Annotated in this window: 21 protein-coding genes; 18 read left to right on the forward strand and 3 right to left on the reverse strand. The window is 66.3% G+C overall.

Annotated elements, in window-relative coordinates; genetic code table 11:
- Positions 1-28: 28 nt before the first annotated feature.
- From D7252_RS07470 to D7252_RS07545, 16 genes are all read left to right on the forward strand, one after another.
- Positions 29-322 carry a WXG100 family type VII secretion target gene (locus tag D7252_RS07470; RefSeq protein ID WP_251050658.1) on the forward strand — a complete coding sequence of 98 codons (294 nt, stop codon included), beginning with the start codon at positions 29-31 and terminating at the stop codon, positions 320-322.
- 124 nt (positions 323-446) lie between these two features.
- Complete coding sequence (locus D7252_RS07475) at positions 447-674, forward strand: hypothetical protein (protein ID WP_120774807.1); 228 nt, start codon at positions 447-449, stop codon at positions 672-674.
- 10 nt (positions 675-684) lie between these two features.
- Positions 685-2,463 (forward strand): ABC transporter substrate-binding protein, encoded by a 1,779-nt coding sequence (locus D7252_RS07480; RefSeq protein ID WP_120774808.1) that lies wholly within the window; start codon positions 685-687, stop codon positions 2,461-2,463.
- Positions 2,464-2,551: 88 nt separating this feature from the next.
- Positions 2,552-3,250, forward strand: a complete 699-nt coding sequence (locus D7252_RS07485) for a hypothetical protein (protein ID WP_120774809.1) — start codon at positions 2,552-2,554, stop codon at positions 3,248-3,250.
- Between the two features lie 7 nt (positions 3,251-3,257).
- Complete coding sequence (locus tag D7252_RS07490; protein WP_251050660.1) at positions 3,258-3,962, forward strand: hypothetical protein; 705 nt, start codon at positions 3,258-3,260, stop codon at positions 3,960-3,962.
- Positions 3,963-3,980: 18 nt separating this feature from the next.
- Complete coding sequence (locus D7252_RS07495; RefSeq protein WP_120774811.1) at positions 3,981-4,559, forward strand: hypothetical protein; 579 nt, start codon at positions 3,981-3,983, stop codon at positions 4,557-4,559.
- 256 nt (positions 4,560-4,815) lie between these two features.
- Positions 4,816-5,679: a hypothetical protein gene (locus tag D7252_RS07500; RefSeq protein WP_120774812.1), complete on the forward strand. Its 864-nt coding sequence runs from the start codon at positions 4,816-4,818 to the stop codon at positions 5,677-5,679.
- Positions 5,680-5,770: 91 nt separating this feature from the next.
- Positions 5,771-6,472 (forward strand): hypothetical protein, encoded by a 702-nt coding sequence (locus D7252_RS07505; protein ID WP_120774813.1) that lies wholly within the window; start codon positions 5,771-5,773, stop codon positions 6,470-6,472.
- A gap of 4 nt (positions 6,473-6,476) precedes the next feature.
- The gene (locus D7252_RS07510; protein ID WP_120774814.1) at positions 6,477-7,115 is read left to right on the forward strand and encodes a hypothetical protein; all 639 of its coding nucleotides are present in this window, start codon (positions 6,477-6,479) and stop codon (positions 7,113-7,115) included.
- A 151-nt stretch (positions 7,116-7,266) separates the two neighbouring features.
- Positions 7,267-7,968: a hypothetical protein gene (locus D7252_RS07515; RefSeq protein WP_120774815.1), complete on the forward strand. Its 702-nt coding sequence runs from the start codon at positions 7,267-7,269 to the stop codon at positions 7,966-7,968.
- Positions 7,968-8,597: a DNA/RNA non-specific endonuclease gene (locus D7252_RS07520; RefSeq protein WP_120774816.1), complete on the forward strand. Its 630-nt coding sequence runs from the start codon at positions 7,968-7,970 to the stop codon at positions 8,595-8,597. Before D7252_RS07515 ends, D7252_RS07520 begins: the two co-directional genes overlap by 1 nt.
- 20 nt (positions 8,598-8,617) lie before the next feature.
- Positions 8,618-8,998: a hypothetical protein gene (locus D7252_RS07525; protein ID WP_120774817.1), complete on the forward strand. Its 381-nt coding sequence runs from the start codon at positions 8,618-8,620 to the stop codon at positions 8,996-8,998.
- A gap of 122 nt (positions 8,999-9,120) precedes the next feature.
- Positions 9,121-9,819, forward strand: coding sequence for a hypothetical protein (locus D7252_RS07530; protein WP_120774818.1), 699 nt, complete (start codon positions 9,121-9,123; stop codon positions 9,817-9,819).
- 3 nt (positions 9,820-9,822) lie between these two features.
- The gene (locus D7252_RS07535) at positions 9,823-10,398 is read left to right on the forward strand and encodes a hypothetical protein (protein ID WP_120774819.1); all 576 of its coding nucleotides are present in this window, start codon (positions 9,823-9,825) and stop codon (positions 10,396-10,398) included.
- Complete coding sequence (locus D7252_RS07540; protein ID WP_147406706.1) at positions 10,395-10,931, forward strand: SMI1/KNR4 family protein; 537 nt, start codon at positions 10,395-10,397, stop codon at positions 10,929-10,931. The genes D7252_RS07535 and D7252_RS07540 overlap by 4 nt, the downstream gene beginning before the upstream one ends.
- Positions 10,932-11,216: 285 nt before the next feature.
- Positions 11,217-11,939 (forward strand): hypothetical protein, encoded by a 723-nt coding sequence (locus D7252_RS07545; RefSeq protein WP_120776862.1) that lies wholly within the window; start codon positions 11,217-11,219, stop codon positions 11,937-11,939.
- Between the two features lie 49 nt (positions 11,940-11,988).
- Here the strand turns inward: D7252_RS07545 and D7252_RS07550 are convergent, their stop codons facing one another.
- A complete protein-coding gene (locus D7252_RS07550; RefSeq protein WP_120774821.1) occupies positions 11,989-12,459 on the reverse strand; it encodes a recombinase family protein in 471 nt (156 codons plus the stop codon).
- A 54-nt stretch (positions 12,460-12,513) separates the two neighbouring features.
- Positions 12,514-13,503 (reverse strand): malate dehydrogenase, encoded by a 990-nt coding sequence (locus tag D7252_RS07555; protein WP_120774822.1) that lies wholly within the window; start codon positions 13,501-13,503, stop codon positions 12,514-12,516.
- Positions 13,504-13,554: 51 nt separating this feature from the next.
- Between D7252_RS07555 and D7252_RS07560 the strand changes: the two genes are divergently transcribed.
- Both D7252_RS07560 and pip read left to right on the forward strand, forming a co-directional pair.
- Positions 13,555-14,442, forward strand: a complete 888-nt coding sequence (locus D7252_RS07560) for a neutral zinc metallopeptidase (RefSeq protein ID WP_120774823.1) — start codon at positions 13,555-13,557, stop codon at positions 14,440-14,442.
- A 70-nt stretch (positions 14,443-14,512) separates the two neighbouring features.
- On the forward strand, positions 14,513-15,487 hold the full coding sequence (pip, locus tag D7252_RS07565) for a prolyl aminopeptidase (RefSeq protein ID WP_374225764.1): 975 nt from the start codon (positions 14,513-14,515) through the stop codon (positions 15,485-15,487).
- A 25-nt stretch (positions 15,488-15,512) separates the two neighbouring features.
- Here pip and D7252_RS07570 read toward each other — a convergent pair whose 3' ends face one another.
- Positions 15,513-17,324 carry an aldehyde dehydrogenase family protein gene (locus D7252_RS07570; RefSeq protein ID WP_120774824.1) on the reverse strand — a complete coding sequence of 604 codons (1,812 nt, stop codon included), beginning with the start codon at positions 17,322-17,324 and terminating at the stop codon, positions 15,513-15,515.
- Positions 17,325-17,345 lie beyond the last annotated feature (21 nt).

Genomic DNA, 17,345 nt, shown 5'->3' on the forward strand with positions numbered 1-17,345 from the left:
AGACGACGAACGCTGGGAGGCGGTTCTCATGGCCGGACATGATTTCGGGGCAACATACAGCGAGATGGAAGGCGCGGCAGCGCGTCTCCGCGACGGACGCAGCTCCGTCACCGACACACTCAAGGAACTCCAGGGAGTCATCGACGACCTCGTTCAGGACGGGTTCAAGACCGAGAACGCGTCGGAGGCGTACTCCACCGCATACTCGGAGCTCACCGCTTCGCTGGATGACGCTGCCGAGGCCGTGAACGACATGGCTCAGGCCCTCGACCGCATGGCGGACTCGATCCGCGACAAGGACGCCGAGCTCGCCGGCGGTTGAGCCGCGGCAGTTCCCGAGGTCGTGGCACCGGTCGAGACGCCGGCGCCACGACCTCTGTCTGTGTGCGGATCACTCCCGGTGCGCCGCATAGAATCATCGAGAACACGAGCAGAGGACGGTACGGATGAGCGTCGGATCACAGCCTTACTGGTACAACCTGTCGACCCAGTCGGTGCAGCGCGCCGACGAGCGGCCGTCCGACGACACGATCGGCCCTTTCGCGACGGCAGCCGAGGCCGAGGAATCCCCGGCCGTGCTCCTGGAGCACGCCCGCGCGTGGCTGGAGAGCGAAGAGAGCGAGCCCTTCCGCGAGATGGCGGCCGAAGACGGCGACGGCATCGATCTCGTGTGACGGCGTCGTCATGAGGGGGAGACGTCGTGTCGCCGCGCTGGCAGCCATCGCTGTCGCCGCGAGTCTTACCGCCTGCGCGCCGGCGTTGCCCGAGACGGTCGTGCCGGGTTCGGCCGTGACCGTCGGGTGGTCGGGCGAACTGACATCGATGAATGCGGCGGCCGCTCCGACACCGGGCAACCTCGACATCGCCGAGACGATCCGCGCCGACTTCGGCGACCTGGTCGACGGGGAATTCATCCCCGATGAGGGTTTCGGTACCGTGACGATCATCAGCGACGACCCGTTCACGGTGCGATACGACTTGGCGGAGCCGGCGTGGTCCGACGGCATCCCGCTCGACGCCGCCGATCTGCTGCTGGGGTGGGCGGCGGCATCCGGGCTTCTCGTGGCGCCGGAAGAGGGCGAGGACGACGAACCGAAGATGGACGACGCGGAGTCGGATGCCGAGCCGACGGCCGAGCCGGACGCCGAGACCGAGACCGGCGATGCCGAGGTCGACGCCGGACCGAAGCTTCCGAAGATCGACGAGTTCGCGCGGTCGATCGACGTGACGTTCCCGCAGCCGGTGTGGAACTGGCAGCGATTCGTCTCGGTGCCGGTGCCGGCGCATGTGGTCGCCGCTCGTGCACTGGGCGTGGATGACGCGATGGAGGCGAAGCAGGCTGTCATCACGGCGGTCCGGGACGAGGATGCTTCTGCACTCGCCTCGCTCGCGAAGGTCTGGCACGAGGGCTTCGCGCTGCCCGAGAAGGGTGAGCTACCGGCCGATCTGCTGATCTCGAGCGGGCCGTTCCTCGTGGACGAGATCGGCGGCGACGAGGGGGCGCAGAGCGTGACGCTCGTGCCGAACTCCGCCTACCGGGGCCTTGTGACGCCGAAGGTGGCGAAGATCGAGCTCACCCCACCCGCAGACGATGCGGCCTTTGCCGTGAGCGACCAGCTGAACGTCGTGCAGACCGCGCCCACCAGGGGGAACAGGGCTCCGATCCGCGAGCTCGAACGCAAGGACTTCACCGTCGCCGCATCGCACGACGGGACGATGTGGGCGCTGCTGCTCGATCCCTCCGGCATCTTCACCGAACGTCAGACGCGCACCGCATTCATCCATGCGATCCCGGCGAATGAGATGGCGCAGCGGGGCGCCGGAGAGTGGGCATCCGCCTTCACCGGCACGACCTCGATGGTCTCGTCACCGGGATCACGCGCCTATGACATCGTGAACGAGGATTCCGGTTTCGCCGAATCTCTGGCGACGGCTCGGGATGAGCCCGCCCTCGAACGTGAGGCCGCGGGCGTGGCGCCAGGCACCCGCGTGTGCGTGCTCTTCGACCGAGGGAGCGAGTTCGCGGCCGGTGCGTTCGCCGGCCTGCGCGATGCCGCGTACGAGGCCGGCTGGACAGCGGTCGACTGCGGCAGCGACGACTTCACCGGTGCGCTCGCCGCCGGAAAGTGGGATGCCGTCATCGCGCGGGTGCCGATTCCGCAGACCCCGGAGCAGATCGCCGCGCAGTGGGGCAGTGGGGGCGCAGCATCCATCACCGGCGACGCGGATGCCGAGCGTGACGCTCTCATCGTCGACTACGCGCAGACGGCCGACGTGTACGAGGCCAGGGACATTCTCGCCAAGGTCGAGGCGACGATCGTCCGTGCGGCCGTCGCCCTGCCCATCGCGGTGAACCCGCGGGTGACGATCGCCGATCGCGACGTGAGCGGCATCAGTCCTCGCACCGGTGCCACAGCCTCGCTGACGTACGACGTGGCGCAGTGGGAAGCCGTGCCGGACTGAGTGTGGACACTGCCCACCCCGGGTTGTTCTCCCCATCGCGATGATCGCTCGCGCCCCATAGAGTCGTCCTGGAGGTTGTGCCGTGGGAATGATGTTGCCGAATGAGCTGATCTGGGTCATGGAGAAGCTCGGTTTCGAGTGGCCGGACATCGACGAGGATGAGTTGCGTCGTGGTTCCGGGATGGTTCGCGTGTTCCGCGACGAGCTCGAGGGAAAGCTGATGGCCATGGACCGCAAGGTCAATGGCGACCTCGCGGCGGCGATGCGCGGTCAGGCGGGCCCCGCCTACGTGGGTGCCTGGAACACCAACCGCTCGCAGAACCTCGACAAGCTGCTCGATGTGCTGGGTCCCGTGCCGACGGGGATCGACATCGCCGCGGACGCCGTCTTCGCGCTGAAGATGAAGGTCATCGCCGACGTCACGACGACGATGATCGCGCTGGTGGCGATGCTGACCAACCCGGTCACTGCGCTCGGCGCCGGGCCGATGCTGATCATCAAGAAGCGGCTGCTCAATGCCGCGGTCGACATCGCGGTGGAGCAGGTGCTGAACCAGGTGCTGCCGATGGTCGTCGAGCCTCTCGTGGAAGAGCTTCCGGCCGTGATCATGGCGGCACTGGAGTCGCCCATCGTCGAGGCGGTGGCCGGTGACCCCGACGAGTTCTACGCCGACCTGCAAGCCCTGGAGCAGGCGGAGGGCGAGATGGAGCAGCACGCAGGAGACGTCGAGACGCTCACGGAGCGGCTGATGTCGGATCTATCCAGCCTCAACATCGGAGGAGACTGATATGGGTATGGGACCCGTCGTCCGCCAGATCAAGGACGCACTCGACGACACTCCGGTGCATGTTCGCCAGCTTGCGGAGATGTTCCGCAAGCACGGGCAGAAGCAGAATCGGAACACGAGCGGGGTCAACGACCTCGACGCCACGGACGTGCCGCAGTCGCTGCGCGACGGGTGGAACACCAATGGCCCCACACCTAACCAGGTCGTGGACGCCGGCAAGGGGAACCGTCCAAACCCGGACACGTATCTCGATGAGGACTACATAACCCAACACCTCGACCAGTTTGCGAACGGCGCCACCCGCATCTACAGGACGGACAGCATCCTGGACTGGGGGCCCGGCAACAATCAGGTGCCCGGTAACGCGACGAATACGGCGTACGTCTTTCCGACAGACCAGCTCAACAATTTGATGCAGCAGGTGAACAGTCCGACTGAACTCGCTCAGGCGTTGGGCCTGCCGAGCGACTTCTTCGAGGGCGCTGATGTTCAACTGCGCGACTTCGGTCCGGAAGACCTGGCGGGCCTTCGGATGCCGTCTGGCAACGAGGGCGGGACAGACGTGGATCACTGGATTCCTGGCGGGTATCTGCCCAGCGGTATCCCGGAGGCGGTCATCGATATCCCGGCCGATGCAACTGGATGGCAAAATGGCGACGGAGTGCTCGACCAATCTCGGTGGCCGGGAAGTCGGCGTGACCTCGATCTCTGACCCGACGCGAGGAAAGAAATGAGCAGCAACGCAGTTTTCGGGGCGGGATCCCTCACCGCTGGCGCGATCATCCCTGCGGCGGGCCGCGATCTGATGATCCGGAACGCCGGCCTGCCCCCTGGGGCGACCGACGTGGCGCACGATGGGTGGCTGACGCCCGAGTTGCCGGTGCTGATCCGGAGTGATGCGAGGATTCTGCCGTTGGCCTGGTGGGGAGATCCCCAGAGCGGGTACAACCCGTATGCCGAGCCCGGTCAGATCTCGGCATTCGCGTCACGGCTCCAAGGAGCCGGTCTGCACCGCGCTGGCCCCTGGACGTTGCTGGACCTGACAGCAGATCGACGTGACAGCATCGGGTCCTACGCGGCCGCGCTCCAGAACTCCGGCGCCACCCGAGTGGATGCCTGGGTCTATCCGGAGGGGGTCGGTCTGGCGCTCGTCTGGGCAGGCGACGAAGATGCGGGGGACGGTTCTCTGGCTGTGCATGTCGTCCCGCCCAGCTGGGTGTCCGAGCGTGCGGCCGCAGGGTCCGTCGATGACATCGATGTTTCCTGGTCGTGGGCGGATGTCATCGCGCTGCACCAGTCCCGTTCGTGAGGATGCGTCGACGCTCGGTCTTCGCAGTGTCAGGTGACGCGCTTCTCAAAGGAGCTGTGATCTCGTACAGCGGTGACACGCTGGTCGCATCGGGCGGAGCCATCGTCGAGTCAGCCGCGTCGCAGCTCTGCGGCCGTGGTTCCCCACCGAGTCGCCGCGACCATTGGCGTAGACGCGTGACGTCGTCCACAGGACCGCGGAGTGCGTGTCGGCATCCGGATAGTCTGGGCACAAGCCGAGGAAAGGGTCAGGGTTCATGACGAACGCTTTCGGAAACGTGGATGTCGCATCCGTCCCTCGCGTCTATGGCGCGAGCGAACTGGGCGTGCTGTCCATCACCGCTCCCGGTGAGGTCCACCCGCGTGTCGAATACGTGGGCGGCGAGGTCTTCGTCGGGCTCGACGACGTGCCCGGCGGCCCGGCGATCACCCAGGGACAGGCCGAGACCTGGAAGCGGCCGTTCGCAGAGGCCGTCGCTGACGCCGTCTCTCGCGCAGGCGCTCTGCCCGAGCCCGTGGATGGCGCGATCCTCGTTCAGGACGAAGCCGTCGCGGCCTCTGTGCTGACCGAACCTGACCGGGTCGAGGGCGCGGGGGTATCGGGAGCCCCGGTGGTGTTCGCCTTTGCGCGCGACCGACTCCTGATCGTCGGGTCCGATGACGAAGCCGCGGTCACCCGGGCGCTGGACCTGGCCGAAGAGCTCTATGAAGCGGGCGGCCCGCTCGTCAGCGCGCATCCGATCGTGTTGGCCGACGGGAAGTGGGCTCCGTTCCCGTGGCGTGAGCGGTTCCCGTCGCTGGAACTGCGGTTCGAACGGATGCTTCGCCTGTTCAGCGTCCGCGCGTACGAGGCGCAGTCCGTCGCGCTGCAGCGGCCCGACGTCCACCTCGCCGATCCCAAGATCCACGTCCGCGAAGACGGCGTCACGCTCACGTTCGCGGCATGGCCGAAGGGGACGGCGACGCTGTTGCCCGTCGTCGACAACGTGATGGTCGCCGACCCGGCCGGCTCGCTCAGCGTCGCGACGATGAACGAGTTCCTCGACGCCGGTGGCGACGCGATCGTGCGCACCGGACTTTCGCCGTTGCGGTACTTCGTTCCCGGCGCGCCGCCGGCCTGAGACCGGATCCCCAGGGTGATGGGCTGATCTCCCCATCGCCTCTGCACCACTCTGATCGGTAGCGTCACCTGCGGAGGTGGTCGCCGTGGGAATGATGCTGCCGAACGAGTTGATCTGGGTGATGGACAAGTTGGGCCTCGAATGGCCCGACATCGACGAGGATGAGGTCCGCAAGGCCGCCGTGTACGTGCGCGGGTTCCGCGACGACATGGAGACGCTCGTCCAGACCGCGGACCGCCGCATCAACGGTGAGCTCGCCGCCGCGATGACCGGGCAGACCGGCATTGCACAGGTGAACGGCTGGAACCGCAATCGATCCGAGAACGTGCAGCAGCTGCTCGACGTTCTGGGTCCCGCCGCGGTCGGCATCGACATCGCCGCCGACATCGTGCTCGCTTTGAAGGTGAAGGTGATCGTCGACGTCACGGTGACCCTCGCCCAGCTGATCCCGCTGCTGGCCGCGGGCCCCTTGGGTGCCGGTGGCGCGGCGGTGCTGATCCTCGCGCGCAAGAAGCTGTTCGCCATGGCGATGGAGGCGACCCTCGAGAAAGTCATCGACGAGGTGCTGCCGCTGGCGATCGAACCTCTCGCCGAGCAGGTCCCCGTTCTCGTCATGGCGCTGTTGGACTCTCCCGTCGTGGAGGGCAGCGTGGGCGATGTCGACGAGTTCGCCGCCGACCTCCAAGCTCTCGATCAGGCCGCCGACGACATGGATGCCCACGCGGCCGACGTGGAAGAGCTGACCGACCGGCTGCTCGCCGACATCGCCAACCTGCAGATCTCGGGGGAGTGAGACCATGACGCTGAAGAAGCTGATGCGCGACATCGTGGATGCCGTGGACGGCGCAGGAAACGAGTTCAAACGAGGATTCTCGGGAGCGTTTCGCAAGCGGGGCGGGAAGCACAGAGCGGATGCGGATGCCATCCGCGGCTGGGACAAGCGGAACTCCGACCACACTCCGAAGCACCGTGGGGACGGGAAGCCGCCGACCTCCCATGCCAAGGACTACGACATTCGCACCGATGTGCGGCGTGGGGTGGAGACGTTCGGTCATACCCCGCGGCACGCCGACCCGGACTACAACGCCGCCCGCGACCTGGGGACATCCGTGGGCAAGGACGTCCGAGGGCTTCCCGGTGACGTCATGGACGAGATCAAAGGCGTGCCGAAGAAGGCCCCGAAGCAGCTGGTCGAAGAGCTGTATGAAGATGCGATCGGGCAGGACAGCCCTGACAAGTACGGCGTGAAGAGTCAGGGCGACATGCGCCTTCTCGCGCCGGCGAGTGAGCGAGGAGATCTGAGCGGGCTCAGCAACGCCCAGCTCGAGGAACGCTTCGGGCTGGATCCCGGCTCGCTCGACGGCGCGACCGTCGACGTCAAGGTCATCCCTGATTCCCGCTTCGTCAGCATCGAGATCACGCGCCCGGTGGACTGACCGTGGCCCTGAAGCTTCTCGTTCCGTCCTGTCGAGGTCGCGCCTGGATCATCCGGACGCTTCCGACGCCGCACCCCGGGTGAGAAGTTCTACCCATGGTGTGGATAGATGCCTGCGACGTACAGTCTGTGCAGGAGGTGTCGCCGTGGGGATGATGTTGCCGAACGAGCTCGTCTGGGTGATGGAGAAGCTCGGGTTCGAGTGGCCGGATATCGATGAGGACGAAGTGCGCAAAGGTGCTGTGCTGGTGCGCAATTTCGGCTCCGATCTGGAGGGCGTGATCCAGGCCGTCGACCGGAAGGTCAATGGTGATCTGGGTGGGGCGATGCGGGGCCAGACGGGTCCGGCGACGCTGGGCGCGTGGAACACCAACCGGTCGCAGAATCTGCAGAAGCTGATCGACATCATGCCGCCGGCGGCATCGGCGATGGACATCGGCGCGGACGCGATCTTCGCGTTGAAGATGAAGGTCATCGCGGATGTGACGACGACGATGATCGCGTTGGTGGCGATGCTGACGAACCCGATCACCGCGGCCGGCGCGGGTCCGATGCTGATCATCAAGAAGAAGCTGTTGAATGCAGCGGTGGACATCGCGGTCGAACAGCTTCTGAATCAGTTGGCGCCGATGCTGATCGAGCCGATGTCTGAGCAACTGCCTGCGGTGATCGATGCGGTGCTGGATGCGCCGATGGTGGAGTCGACGGCGGGAGATTCGGATGAGTTCTATGCGGATCTCGCCGCGTTGGAGGACGCGCAGTCGACAATGAAGGTGCATGGGGCGGATATTCAGTCGCTGACATCCAACTTCTTTGCGGAGTTCTCCGCACTCGACTTCGGAGGCGATGACTGATGAGCGTGATCAAGCCGATCATTCGTGAGACCAAGCAGGCCGTCCTCACGGGCATGGCCCACTCGAAGGACAAGCTCCATCAACTGACAGACAATATGAACGACCACCTCGACAACGTGGTCAAGCAGGTGCGCGACAAAGACAAGTTCGACACGACGACGACTCGTGGCAGAAACGAGAAGGTGACGCACTGGGATCCGAACAGCGGCAGGCCTGTCTCGGAGCGCGGTCGCATCAACGAGGACTTCGGAAGCTCCGATCGCGGTGACAATGCGACAGCAGTGGGAAACCTCGGCACCCGCACCGATGATGGCGGACATCTCGGCGCGCACCGCTTCTTCGGGGACACCCCGGATGAGGGGATCGTGCCCCAGGCAGCCAACCTCAACCGCGGTGCGTGGAAGAAGATGGAGAACGAGTGGGCCGACTGGGTGGGGAAGGGTTTCCAGGTCGACTACAACATCGACGTCAATCCGCCTGGCGCGGTACGTCCTGATAGTTTTGACGTCGAATACACGGTCACCAATCCGGCGACCGGCGAGGTCGTCCACCGAAACTGGCCTGAGTTCGAAAACGTCGACGGGCAGAGTTTCGACCGCGTGCCTCGTCGCGACATGCCAGAGCTTTGAACCCGTCCACGAGGAGAGTCATGTCGAGTGACGTCACAGCAGATCTCATCCGCGCACTGATCGAGAACATGAAGGGCGCAAGCGACGACTGGGAGACGTTGGCCATGGTCATCGACTTCAGCGGTGGCCGGTTCAGCGGAACCCACGGATATGCGTACGCGCCGAGCGGAGTCATCTCCGCGGTGGCTTCACGGCCATCCGCCATCCGACCGGCAGTGAACGCGTACATCGAGGATCACTACCAGCCCGGTGCAGCCCTTCCCGTCGCGATCCTCGTGCAATTCGACCGCACCAAGGGTGAGTTCGAGGTGACCTTTGAGGATTCCGACGCATCGCGCTGGAAAGTGACTCCTGCGAACATCGACGAGATCCGCGAGAAGCTGCGCCCGTCATTCGCCTGATCGCCGCGAGCTGACGCCTATGGTGTCCTGACTGTCTCGACGGCGCTCAAGGGAGAAGTTCTACCCATGGTGTGGATAGATGCCTGCGACGTACAGTCTGTGCAGGAGGTGTCGCCGTGGGGATGATGTTGCCGAACGAGCTGATCTGGGTGATGGAGAAGCTCGGATTCGAGTGGCCGGATATCGATGAAGACGAAGTACGCCGCGGAGCGGTGATCGTCAGCACGTTCCGTGACGAGCTGGAAGGCCGCGTGATGGCCGTCGACCGGAAGGTCAACGGCGACTTGGCTTCGGCCATGCGCGGTCAGGCCGGGCCGGCGTTCGTCGCCGCATGGAACACGAACCGCTCGCAGAATCTGCAGAAGATGCTCGATCTGCTGGGGCCGGTTCCCACGGGGCTGGATATCGCTGCCGGCGTGGTCACGGGGCTGAAGATCAAGGTCATCGCGGATGTGACGACGACCATGATCGCCTTGGTCGCGATGCTGACCAACCCGATCACCGCGGTCGGTGCAGGGCCGATGCTGATCATCAAGAAGAAGCTGCTGAACGCGGCTGTCGACATCGCGATGGAGCAGGCGCTGGGTCAGGTGCTGCCGATGGTCGTCGAACCGCTGGCGGAAGAGCTGCCCGCGGTGATCATGGCCGCGCTGGACGCCCCGGTGGTCGAGGCCGTCGCGGGCGACCCCGACGAGTTCTACGCCGATCTCGACGCGTTGGAACAGGCTGAGGGCGAGCTTGCCATGCACGCTGGCGACATCGAGTCACTGATCGAACGTCTCGCATCCGACCTTTCGAGCCTGAACATCACGGGGGATTGAGCAATGGCGAGAATCGCAGACGAGTTCGGTGAACCGATCGTCCGGGCGCTCCGCGACGCACCGGAGGCCCTGCGCCCGCTCCGTGGGGTCATCGACGGCATGCAGGCGAAGCAGCTCCGCAACCACGACGGGGTCGGCGACGTCGACGTGTACGACGGTCCGGGCGGAGCTGGTCCTGTCCAGGGGCCGCAGCTTCCCAACCCGGATGGCGACGGTCCGGTGGAGTTCAGGGTCCCGGACGACGCGACGCCGGACGAAGTCGCCCAGTTCCACGACTACGTCAACCGCAGCAATCAGTATCTTGCCGACGGGTCGTTGTCTGACTCGGGGCGTGTGAGCACCGCAGGGGAGGTCTCGCGCGAGGCCCGTCGCGAGGCTCGACTCGAACGCATCCGTGCCGCGGAAGCCGGCACGCCTTACACAGGGGTCGCGGCACACGTTCCGGATTCGACGTGGGTCGGCCGTGGCAAGCCTCCGGGGTGGGGCGATTACACTAGTCGCGTGAACTCGAGCCTCGCCGGGCAGGTCAATCGCTATCCGGTGGGACATAACCCGACGCACTTCATAGTGAGGGAATGATGACTGACTGGCCCGCAAAGATCGTGGAACTGGTGCGCGTCAAAGAGCGCATCGCGAGCCTCGACACCGACCAGATCTTCCCGTACACTCTGCCGGCCGTCGCGGCGCCGCCTGCCCGCGTGGATGCCTTCGAAGAGCACACTGGCCTGACGCTCGATGCAGGTCACCGGTCGTTCTTGGAGTCTGCGGATGGCTGGCGCGCGTTCTTCGAGACGCAGGATTTGCTGAGCCTCGAACAGCTGGCAGCGGGCGAGCACCGAGACGTGTTCACCGCCTGGATGGAAGCTGCCCCGCCACAGGCGATCGCGGAAGGATACTCCGCGGCAACACTGCTCCCGATCGCGGTCGACCTCGAGATGCCTTTGTTCGCAGCCATGCCCGTGGTCGAAGGAAGGGTATTGAGCCAGGTTCTTTCTTTGGATCCGTCGGGCATCATCGACGACTTCGACTCGTTCGAGGCATACTTCGATTCGACCATCGCCTACACGCGACGGAACCTGGAAGATTTCGAGTCGGGCGCTTACCGCGTGTGAGCGCCCGCTATCGCGCACCTGCCGAAGGTCGGGCCGATCAGGGTCCCGAAGTTCGGGGAATGGGGAGAATTCTTCCACCCCGACCGTGACAAGCGACCTGATCGGCCGTTGCGAGGTCAGAAATGCACCCTCCCGGCATGTCAGGGAAGCGTTTCTGATCTCCTAAGCGCGAGCGGTCGAGGCCGCGCCGTGGCAGGATGTTGCGCAGGGGGTCGCTACGTGACTAATCAGGATGCTGCAACGAAGGTCGACGAGCCTGCTGTCGATGTGACAGAGGCCAAACCGATCGCACCGCTCCATCTCGAATTCGCCGGTGAGTGGCATGAGTTGCCCACTGATCGCCCGTTCATCATCGGGCGCGAGGGCGACCTCGAGATCGACGACAACCCCTACCTGCACCGACACTTCCTCGAACTGCAGCACCGCGACGGGCTGTGGTGGTTGGCCAACATCGGTGTGCGCCTGGCGGCCACGATCTCCAGCGCCGGCGGCGCGGTGCAGTCCTGGCTCTCCCCAGGGGCGCGGATGCCGCTTGTCTTCGAGCGCAGCGTCATCGTGTTCACCGCCGGTCCCTTCACCTACGAGTTGAGCCTGCACACCGAGCAGGCTCCCTACGAGGTCTCCAGCCAGGTGGCGGAGTCGATGAGCGGCGAGACGACCGTCATGCCTGCCAGCTTCACGCCGCTGCAGAAGCAGCTGATGGTCGCCCTCGCCGAACCGATGCTCCGTCGTGAGGGTGTGAGCATGAATGAGCTGCCCTCGTCGAGTGCCGCGGCGAAGCGTCTCGGCTGGACGATGAGCAAGTTCAACCGCAAGCTCGACAACGTCTGCGACAAGCTCGACCGCATGGGAGTTCAGGGACTCCGCGGCGGCGCCGGCAAGCTGGCGACCAACCGCCGTGCCCGTCTCGTCGAGTACGCGGTGACCTCGCAGGTCGTCACCCGCTCAGACCTCCCGCTTCTCGAAGACGAGGCGCTGCGTAACCAGCCCGATCCCGACGGCGACTGATCCCGACGGCGACCGATCCCGGCGGCGACCGACCTCGCCGTGTCGGACCTCAGTGCGTCGCGTCGGCGAGGTGACGGGCGTCGTGGCTCAAGACCTTGACGATGATCCCGTGCCGGCGCAGCTCTGCCGCGGTGCGCGTGCCCTCTTCGGCATTGCGGCCCAGAGCGTTGATGTTCGCCACGACCAGCACGTCACCGACATTGAGCGTCGCGATGAGTCTGCCGAGCCGATCGCTCCAGCTCTCCAGGATGTCGGGAGCCGGATGCCGGAACCCCTCGATCGGCACACCGAACCGGGTGAGATCCTCGCGCTGCTTGACGACCGATGGCATCCCCTCGCGGGCCACCACAAGACCCACCAGGCGTGCGCCGTCGGGGCGAGCGGTCCAGAAGTTGCGGTTCTCCTGCAACTCGGTGAAGCACTTCGGGCACTCGGCAGCCGGATGCGGCAGGTGCAACGGACTCGTCAACGCGGCATCGACGGATGCCGGAGACTTCAGGGACTCAGTCGTGTCGTTCATCGCGCACCTCCGGCATCCATTCTGCCCTGCCGGGGCCGCGCGCGGTGACCAGTCTCAGAGCATTCCGAGCGACCGCACCGCTTCTCGCTCCTCGACCAGCTCGGCGACCGACGCATCGATCTTCGAGCGCGCCCAGTCGCTCACTTCCAGACCCTCCACGATCTGCCACTGCCCGTCGACCGAGCGCACGGGGAACGACGAGATCAATCCTTCGGGCACGCCGTACTCGCCGTGGGAGACGACTCCCGCCGAGGTCCATTCCTCGGTGCCCTGCACCCAGTCGCGGACGTGGTCGATCGAGGCGCTCGCCGCCGAAGCAACCGACGACGACCCGCGCACCTCGATGATCTCCGCGCCCCGCTTCGCCACGCGCGGGATGAAGGTCTCCTCGAGCCAGGTCGGCACGTCGCCCACGATCTGCGCGAGAGCTTCCCCGACAGGCTGACCGGCGACCGTCGCGTGCGAGATGTCGGGGAACTGGGTCGCCGAGTGGTTGCCCCAGATCGGCACCCGCCGGACGGTGTCCACCGGCGTCCCGAGAGTCTGGGCGAGCTGCGCGCGCGCCCGATTCTCGTCGAGCCTCGTGAGGGCGGCGAACCGCTCGGCGGGAACGCCGTCGGCGGCAGCGGCGGCGATGAGTGCATTGGTGTTGGCCGGGTTGCCGACGACGGTCACCCGCACATCGGAGGCCGCGTGCGCCGCGATCGCCGCACCCTGGGGTCCGAAGATGCCGGCATTGGCGGCGAGGAGATCGGCTCGTTCCATACCGGGGCCGCGGGGCCGAGCGCCGACCAGCAGCGCGAGCTCGCACCCGTCGAACCCGACAGCAGGATCATCAGTGACCTCGACGTGCTCGAGAAGGCCGAACGCGCCGTCCTGCAGCTCGAGCGCGGCACCCGCCGCCGCACCGAGCCCCTGCGGGATCTCCAGCAGCCGCAACCGCACCTTCTCCGCGGGGCCGAGCAGATCGCCGGCTGCGATGCGGAACAACAGGGCGTAGCCGATCTGTCCGCCGGCTCCGGTGATGGTGATCGTCGTCGTCATGCCCCGAGCCTACGACCGTTCCGTGTCGCCCGTGCGGAGTAATCTCGACGCATGACGTTCAATCCCGACGCCGACATCTCTCACAACAGGACGCGCCGTCGCGGACGCAACACCGCCATCGCCGGCGGTGGAGTCGTCGGTGTGCTCGGCATCCTCGCGCTGATCGCCGGCCCGCTTCTCGGCATCGACCTGACCGGTCTGCTGGGCGGTGGCGCCGCCCCGAGCGGGGGATCGGAGCCCGGCGGAGGGTCGATCATCGAGAACTGCAAGACCGGTGAAGACGCCAACGCCGACGTCGATTGCCGGATGGCGGGTGCGCAGGTCGCCCTCGACGAGTTCTGGACCGAGAACGTCGAGAACTATCGCGCCCCGCAGATGGTCGTCGTCGACGGCGCCACCTCGACGCAGTGCGGGACGGCCTCCAACGCGGTCGGCCCGTTCTACTGCCCGCCGGAAGAGGGCGTCTTCATCGACCCGGAGTTCTTCCGACTCATGCAGGAGCAGTTCGGTGCCTCCGCCGGCAACCTCGCCCAGCTCTACATCGTCGGGCACGAGTGGGGGCACCACATCCAGAACATCACCGGCGTCATGGAGCAGTATCCGAACAACGGCACCGGTCCGGGAAGCAACGGCGTGCGGAACGAGTTGCAGGCCGATTGCTACGCAGGGGCATGGATCGGACGGATGACCGAGCAGGAGGACGCGGACGGCGACCGATACCTCGAGAAGCCGACGGAAACCCAGATCGAAGATGCTCTGAACGCCGCAGCGACCGTCGGCGACGATCACATCCAAGAGCAGTCCGGCTCCGTCAATCCGGAGAGCTGGACCCACGGCTCGAGCGACCAGCGTCAGCGTTGGTTCGCCGAGGGGTACCAGAACGGACTCGCTGCCTGCGAGCAGCCGCTCACCCTGCCGGTCGACCAGCTCGACCCGTAATCCCGGGTACGGACCCCTCCTCCGATACCGTGGAGTGGTATCGCGCACCACGTGGGCTTGGGGGCCAAGGATGATGAACCTGGATTCGCTGTATCCGCCGATCGAGCCGTTCGAGACGGGCGAGCTCCTGGTGGGCGATGGGCATCGCGTCTACTGGGAGGTCAGCGGCAACCCCGAGGGCAAGCCGGTGGTCTTCCTGCACGGCGGACCCGGAAGCGGCACGTCACCCTGGCAGCGACGGTTCTTCGATCCCGAGAAGTACCGCATCGTGCTGCTCGACCAGCGTGGCTGCGGAAAGAGCACGCCGCATGCGAGCGACCCTGCCGCGGATCTTCGCCACATCACCACCGCGCATCTCATCGCCGACATCGAGCTGCTGCGAAAGAACCTCGGTATCGGCCGGTGGCAGGTGTTCGGGGGCTCCTGGGGGAGTGCTCTCGCACTCGCCTACGCACAGGCCCACCCGGATGCCGTCACCGAGCTCATCCTTCGCGGGATCTTCACATTGCGCCGCGCGGAACTGGAGTGGTTCTACGAAGGCGGTGCCGCAGCGCTGTTCCCGGACCTCTGGGACGACTTCATCGCACCGATCTCGGTACTCGAACGCTCACGCATGATCGAGGCGTATCACCGGCGCCTGTTCGATCCCGACCCCGAGGTTCACGTGCCGGCGGCTGTCGCCTGGTCGACGTGGGAAGCGTCGACCGTCACGCTGCGACCGGACGCCGAGCAGATCGCGTCGATGTCGGATGCGCGCACCGCGACCGCGTTCGCTCGCATCGAGAACCACTTCTTCGTCCATCGCGGCTGGTGGGAAGAGGGGCAGCTCATCGCGGGGGTGCCCGGCATACGCCATATCCCGACCGTGATCGTGCAGGGGCGGCACGATGTGTGCACGCCGATGATGACCGCCTGGGATCTGCATCGCGCCTGGCCTGAAGCGGAGTTCGTCGTGGTCGACGACGCCGGTCACGCAGCGACGGAGCCGGGAACCCAGAAGGCGCTGCGCGACGCGACGGATCGATTCGCCGCTTCCGCTCGCTGACACCGCTTCAGGCGCTGGCGCTTCTTCAGGCGCGCATCGCCTGAAGAAGGGTCTTCACCAGGCCGAGCGTGCCGCCGTTCGCGCGATGCCGCGTCAGTCCCTCGCTCACGACCGCCCCGGTGCGCGCCGAGACGAACCACGGCGGTTTCGGCAGGATCGTGGCTCTCGACGACTTCAGCGATCCGGGGTGGCGGAGACCGCTGGTGAGCCAGCGCGGTGACGGGCGGAAGGGGCCGCGCACCACGGAACGCTCCACGTGGTCGAGCAGCAGCGCGTTGTGAACGACACCGATGCCGCTGCCGACGTCGTCGATCGTGCTTCCGGGATATGCCCCCCAGGTGAGTGTCGGGGTGATGAACCCGAACGCCGTCCACCCGTTGATCGCGATCGAGCCGTAGCGCAGGTCGGCGATGGCACGTTCGAAACCCGTGCCGAGCGCCGACTCGGTCGCAGGATCGATGAGCAGATTCGCCCCGAGAGTGCCCTGAAGCTTGTCGTTCGCGTGGATCACCGCAGCATCGAGGAACTCCTGTCCGGCGCCCGGCAGGCTGACGACGCCGAGGACGGGGGCGAAGTACTCGGTGGTGAAGAGGGCGGAAGGGTCGTCGCCCTCATCGATCTCCACGAGAAGGCGGTCGCCCAGCACGAGCCCATCGGGGTAGGCGTCAGCGGCGAGCGTCATCCGTGAAGTGGCGCCGGGGTACCAGGTCGGACGCTCGGGGGCGCTCGCATACGCGCTGCGCAGTGCTGCGCGGAAAGCGTCGGCCTGATCCCAATCGGACGAGATGATGACGACCTGACCGGCGATGCAGTTGTGGCCGCTGTTCTGCAGGCGCATGGTCGCGATGTGCTCGGCCTGATAGGTGAGGTCTGCGTGCGTCCAGTCGCCGGGGACCACGATGATCGGCGAGACCCCGCCGAGTTCCGCCGTGATGGGCTTCTTCAGCAGGGGGCGGTTCTCGCGTCGGCGTCGGGTCGTCGCCGCCTTCGCCGGTCCTGTCGAGGGCCCCCAGACGATCGCATCGAAGGTGGCAGCGGAGCCGGTGATGTGCACGTGGGACAGGTCCGGGTGGCCGGTCAGATACGCACCGACCTCGGGTCCGCCGCGCGTGATGCGCAGGAGTCCGGTGCTGATGAGCGGCGCGAGGGCGCGCTTGTACACGGCCACCAGGGGGTCCTGCGTCGGGTTCACCTTGAGGATCACCGTGCGGTTGTGGGCGAGCAGCTCGTACATCACGTCGAGCACCGGGATCGAGGTGACGTTGCCGGCGCCCAGCACCAGGCCGACGCCGCCAGAGTCGGCCGGCGTGCGTTGGGCGAGGCCCGCCTCCGCACGGGCGGCACGGGGGGTGATGCCCGGTTCGAGCCAGACCTCGCCACTGAACCCGGAGAGCAGGAATCGGTCGACCCCGGTCAACGGGAATGCATGCACGCGGGTGCGGCCACCGGGAGCCCGAGCGAGCGAGACACCGTCGAGCGGATTGATCCCCTGCGCCAGGCGCGAAAGCGTCTCGATGTACGCATCGAGTGCGCCGAGCACACTGTACGGGCCGCTGAGCCATTCTTCGCCGCGAAGCGGATGCTGCGGGCCGAGGCCTTTGGAGGAGGCAGCGGTGATCGCCCAATCCTCCGCGGTGGCGGCGACGCTGGTCCGCACCCCCCGCAGAAGAGTCACCCGTTGCGCGACGGTCAGTGCCGACCAGGTGCGAGCACCCGCCTGGAGTTCGCCGATCGCTCCGTCGAGTCGCGCACGTTCGCTCTCATCGAGTGCGGGGTGCGAAGCCTTCTTCGTGCGCGGGGCGGCCGCCGATCCGACGGCGGCGGGAGTGGCAGACATCAGCGTCTCCTTCAGGCGGGG

This window comes from Microbacterium sp. CGR2 (assembly GCF_003626735.1).
In the GTDB taxonomy this organism is placed as follows: domain Bacteria; phylum Actinomycetota; class Actinomycetes; order Actinomycetales; family Microbacteriaceae; genus Microbacterium.

What these genes read in the sequence shown, in the direction of transcription:
- D7252_RS07470 (WP_251050658.1), top strand. Translation starts at nt 29, where the DNA reads ATGGCCGGACATGATTTCGGGGCAACATACAGCGAGATGGAAGGCGCG.
- D7252_RS07475 (WP_120774807.1), top strand. Translation starts at nt 447, where the DNA reads ATGAGCGTCGGATCACAGCCTTACTGGTACAACCTGTCGACCCAGTCG.
- D7252_RS07480 (WP_120774808.1), top strand. Translation starts at nt 685, where the DNA reads ATGAGGGGGAGACGTCGTGTCGCCGCGCTGGCAGCCATCGCTGTCGCC.
- D7252_RS07485 (WP_120774809.1), top strand. Translation starts at nt 2,552, where the DNA reads ATGATGTTGCCGAATGAGCTGATCTGGGTCATGGAGAAGCTCGGTTTC.
- D7252_RS07490 (WP_251050660.1), top strand. Translation starts at nt 3,258, where the DNA reads ATGGGACCCGTCGTCCGCCAGATCAAGGACGCACTCGACGACACTCCG.
- D7252_RS07495 (WP_120774811.1), top strand. Translation starts at nt 3,981, where the DNA reads ATGAGCAGCAACGCAGTTTTCGGGGCGGGATCCCTCACCGCTGGCGCG.
- D7252_RS07500 (WP_120774812.1), top strand. Translation starts at nt 4,816, where the DNA reads ATGACGAACGCTTTCGGAAACGTGGATGTCGCATCCGTCCCTCGCGTC.
- D7252_RS07505 (WP_120774813.1), top strand. Translation starts at nt 5,771, where the DNA reads ATGATGCTGCCGAACGAGTTGATCTGGGTGATGGACAAGTTGGGCCTC.
- D7252_RS07510 (WP_120774814.1), top strand. Translation starts at nt 6,477, where the DNA reads ATGACGCTGAAGAAGCTGATGCGCGACATCGTGGATGCCGTGGACGGC.
- D7252_RS07515 (WP_120774815.1), top strand. Translation starts at nt 7,267, where the DNA reads ATGATGTTGCCGAACGAGCTCGTCTGGGTGATGGAGAAGCTCGGGTTC.
- D7252_RS07520 (WP_120774816.1), top strand. Translation starts at nt 7,968, where the DNA reads ATGAGCGTGATCAAGCCGATCATTCGTGAGACCAAGCAGGCCGTCCTC.
- D7252_RS07525 (WP_120774817.1), top strand. Translation starts at nt 8,618, where the DNA reads ATGTCGAGTGACGTCACAGCAGATCTCATCCGCGCACTGATCGAGAAC.
- D7252_RS07530 (WP_120774818.1), top strand. Translation starts at nt 9,121, where the DNA reads ATGATGTTGCCGAACGAGCTGATCTGGGTGATGGAGAAGCTCGGATTC.
- D7252_RS07535 (WP_120774819.1), top strand. Translation starts at nt 9,823, where the DNA reads ATGGCGAGAATCGCAGACGAGTTCGGTGAACCGATCGTCCGGGCGCTC.
- D7252_RS07540 (WP_147406706.1), top strand. Translation starts at nt 10,395, where the DNA reads ATGATGACTGACTGGCCCGCAAAGATCGTGGAACTGGTGCGCGTCAAA.
- D7252_RS07550 (WP_120774821.1), bottom strand. Translation starts at nt 12,459, where the DNA reads ATGAACGACACGACTGAGTCCCTGAAGTCTCCGGCATCCGTCGATGCC.
- D7252_RS07555 (WP_120774822.1), bottom strand. Translation starts at nt 13,503, where the DNA reads ATGACGACGACGATCACCATCACCGGAGCCGGCGGACAGATCGGCTAC.
- D7252_RS07560 (WP_120774823.1), top strand. Translation starts at nt 13,555, where the DNA reads ATGACGTTCAATCCCGACGCCGACATCTCTCACAACAGGACGCGCCGT.
- pip (WP_374225764.1), top strand. Translation starts at nt 14,513, where the DNA reads ATGATGAACCTGGATTCGCTGTATCCGCCGATCGAGCCGTTCGAGACG.
- D7252_RS07570 (WP_120774824.1), bottom strand. Translation starts at nt 17,324, where the DNA reads ATGTCTGCCACTCCCGCCGCCGTCGGATCGGCGGCCGCCCCGCGCACG.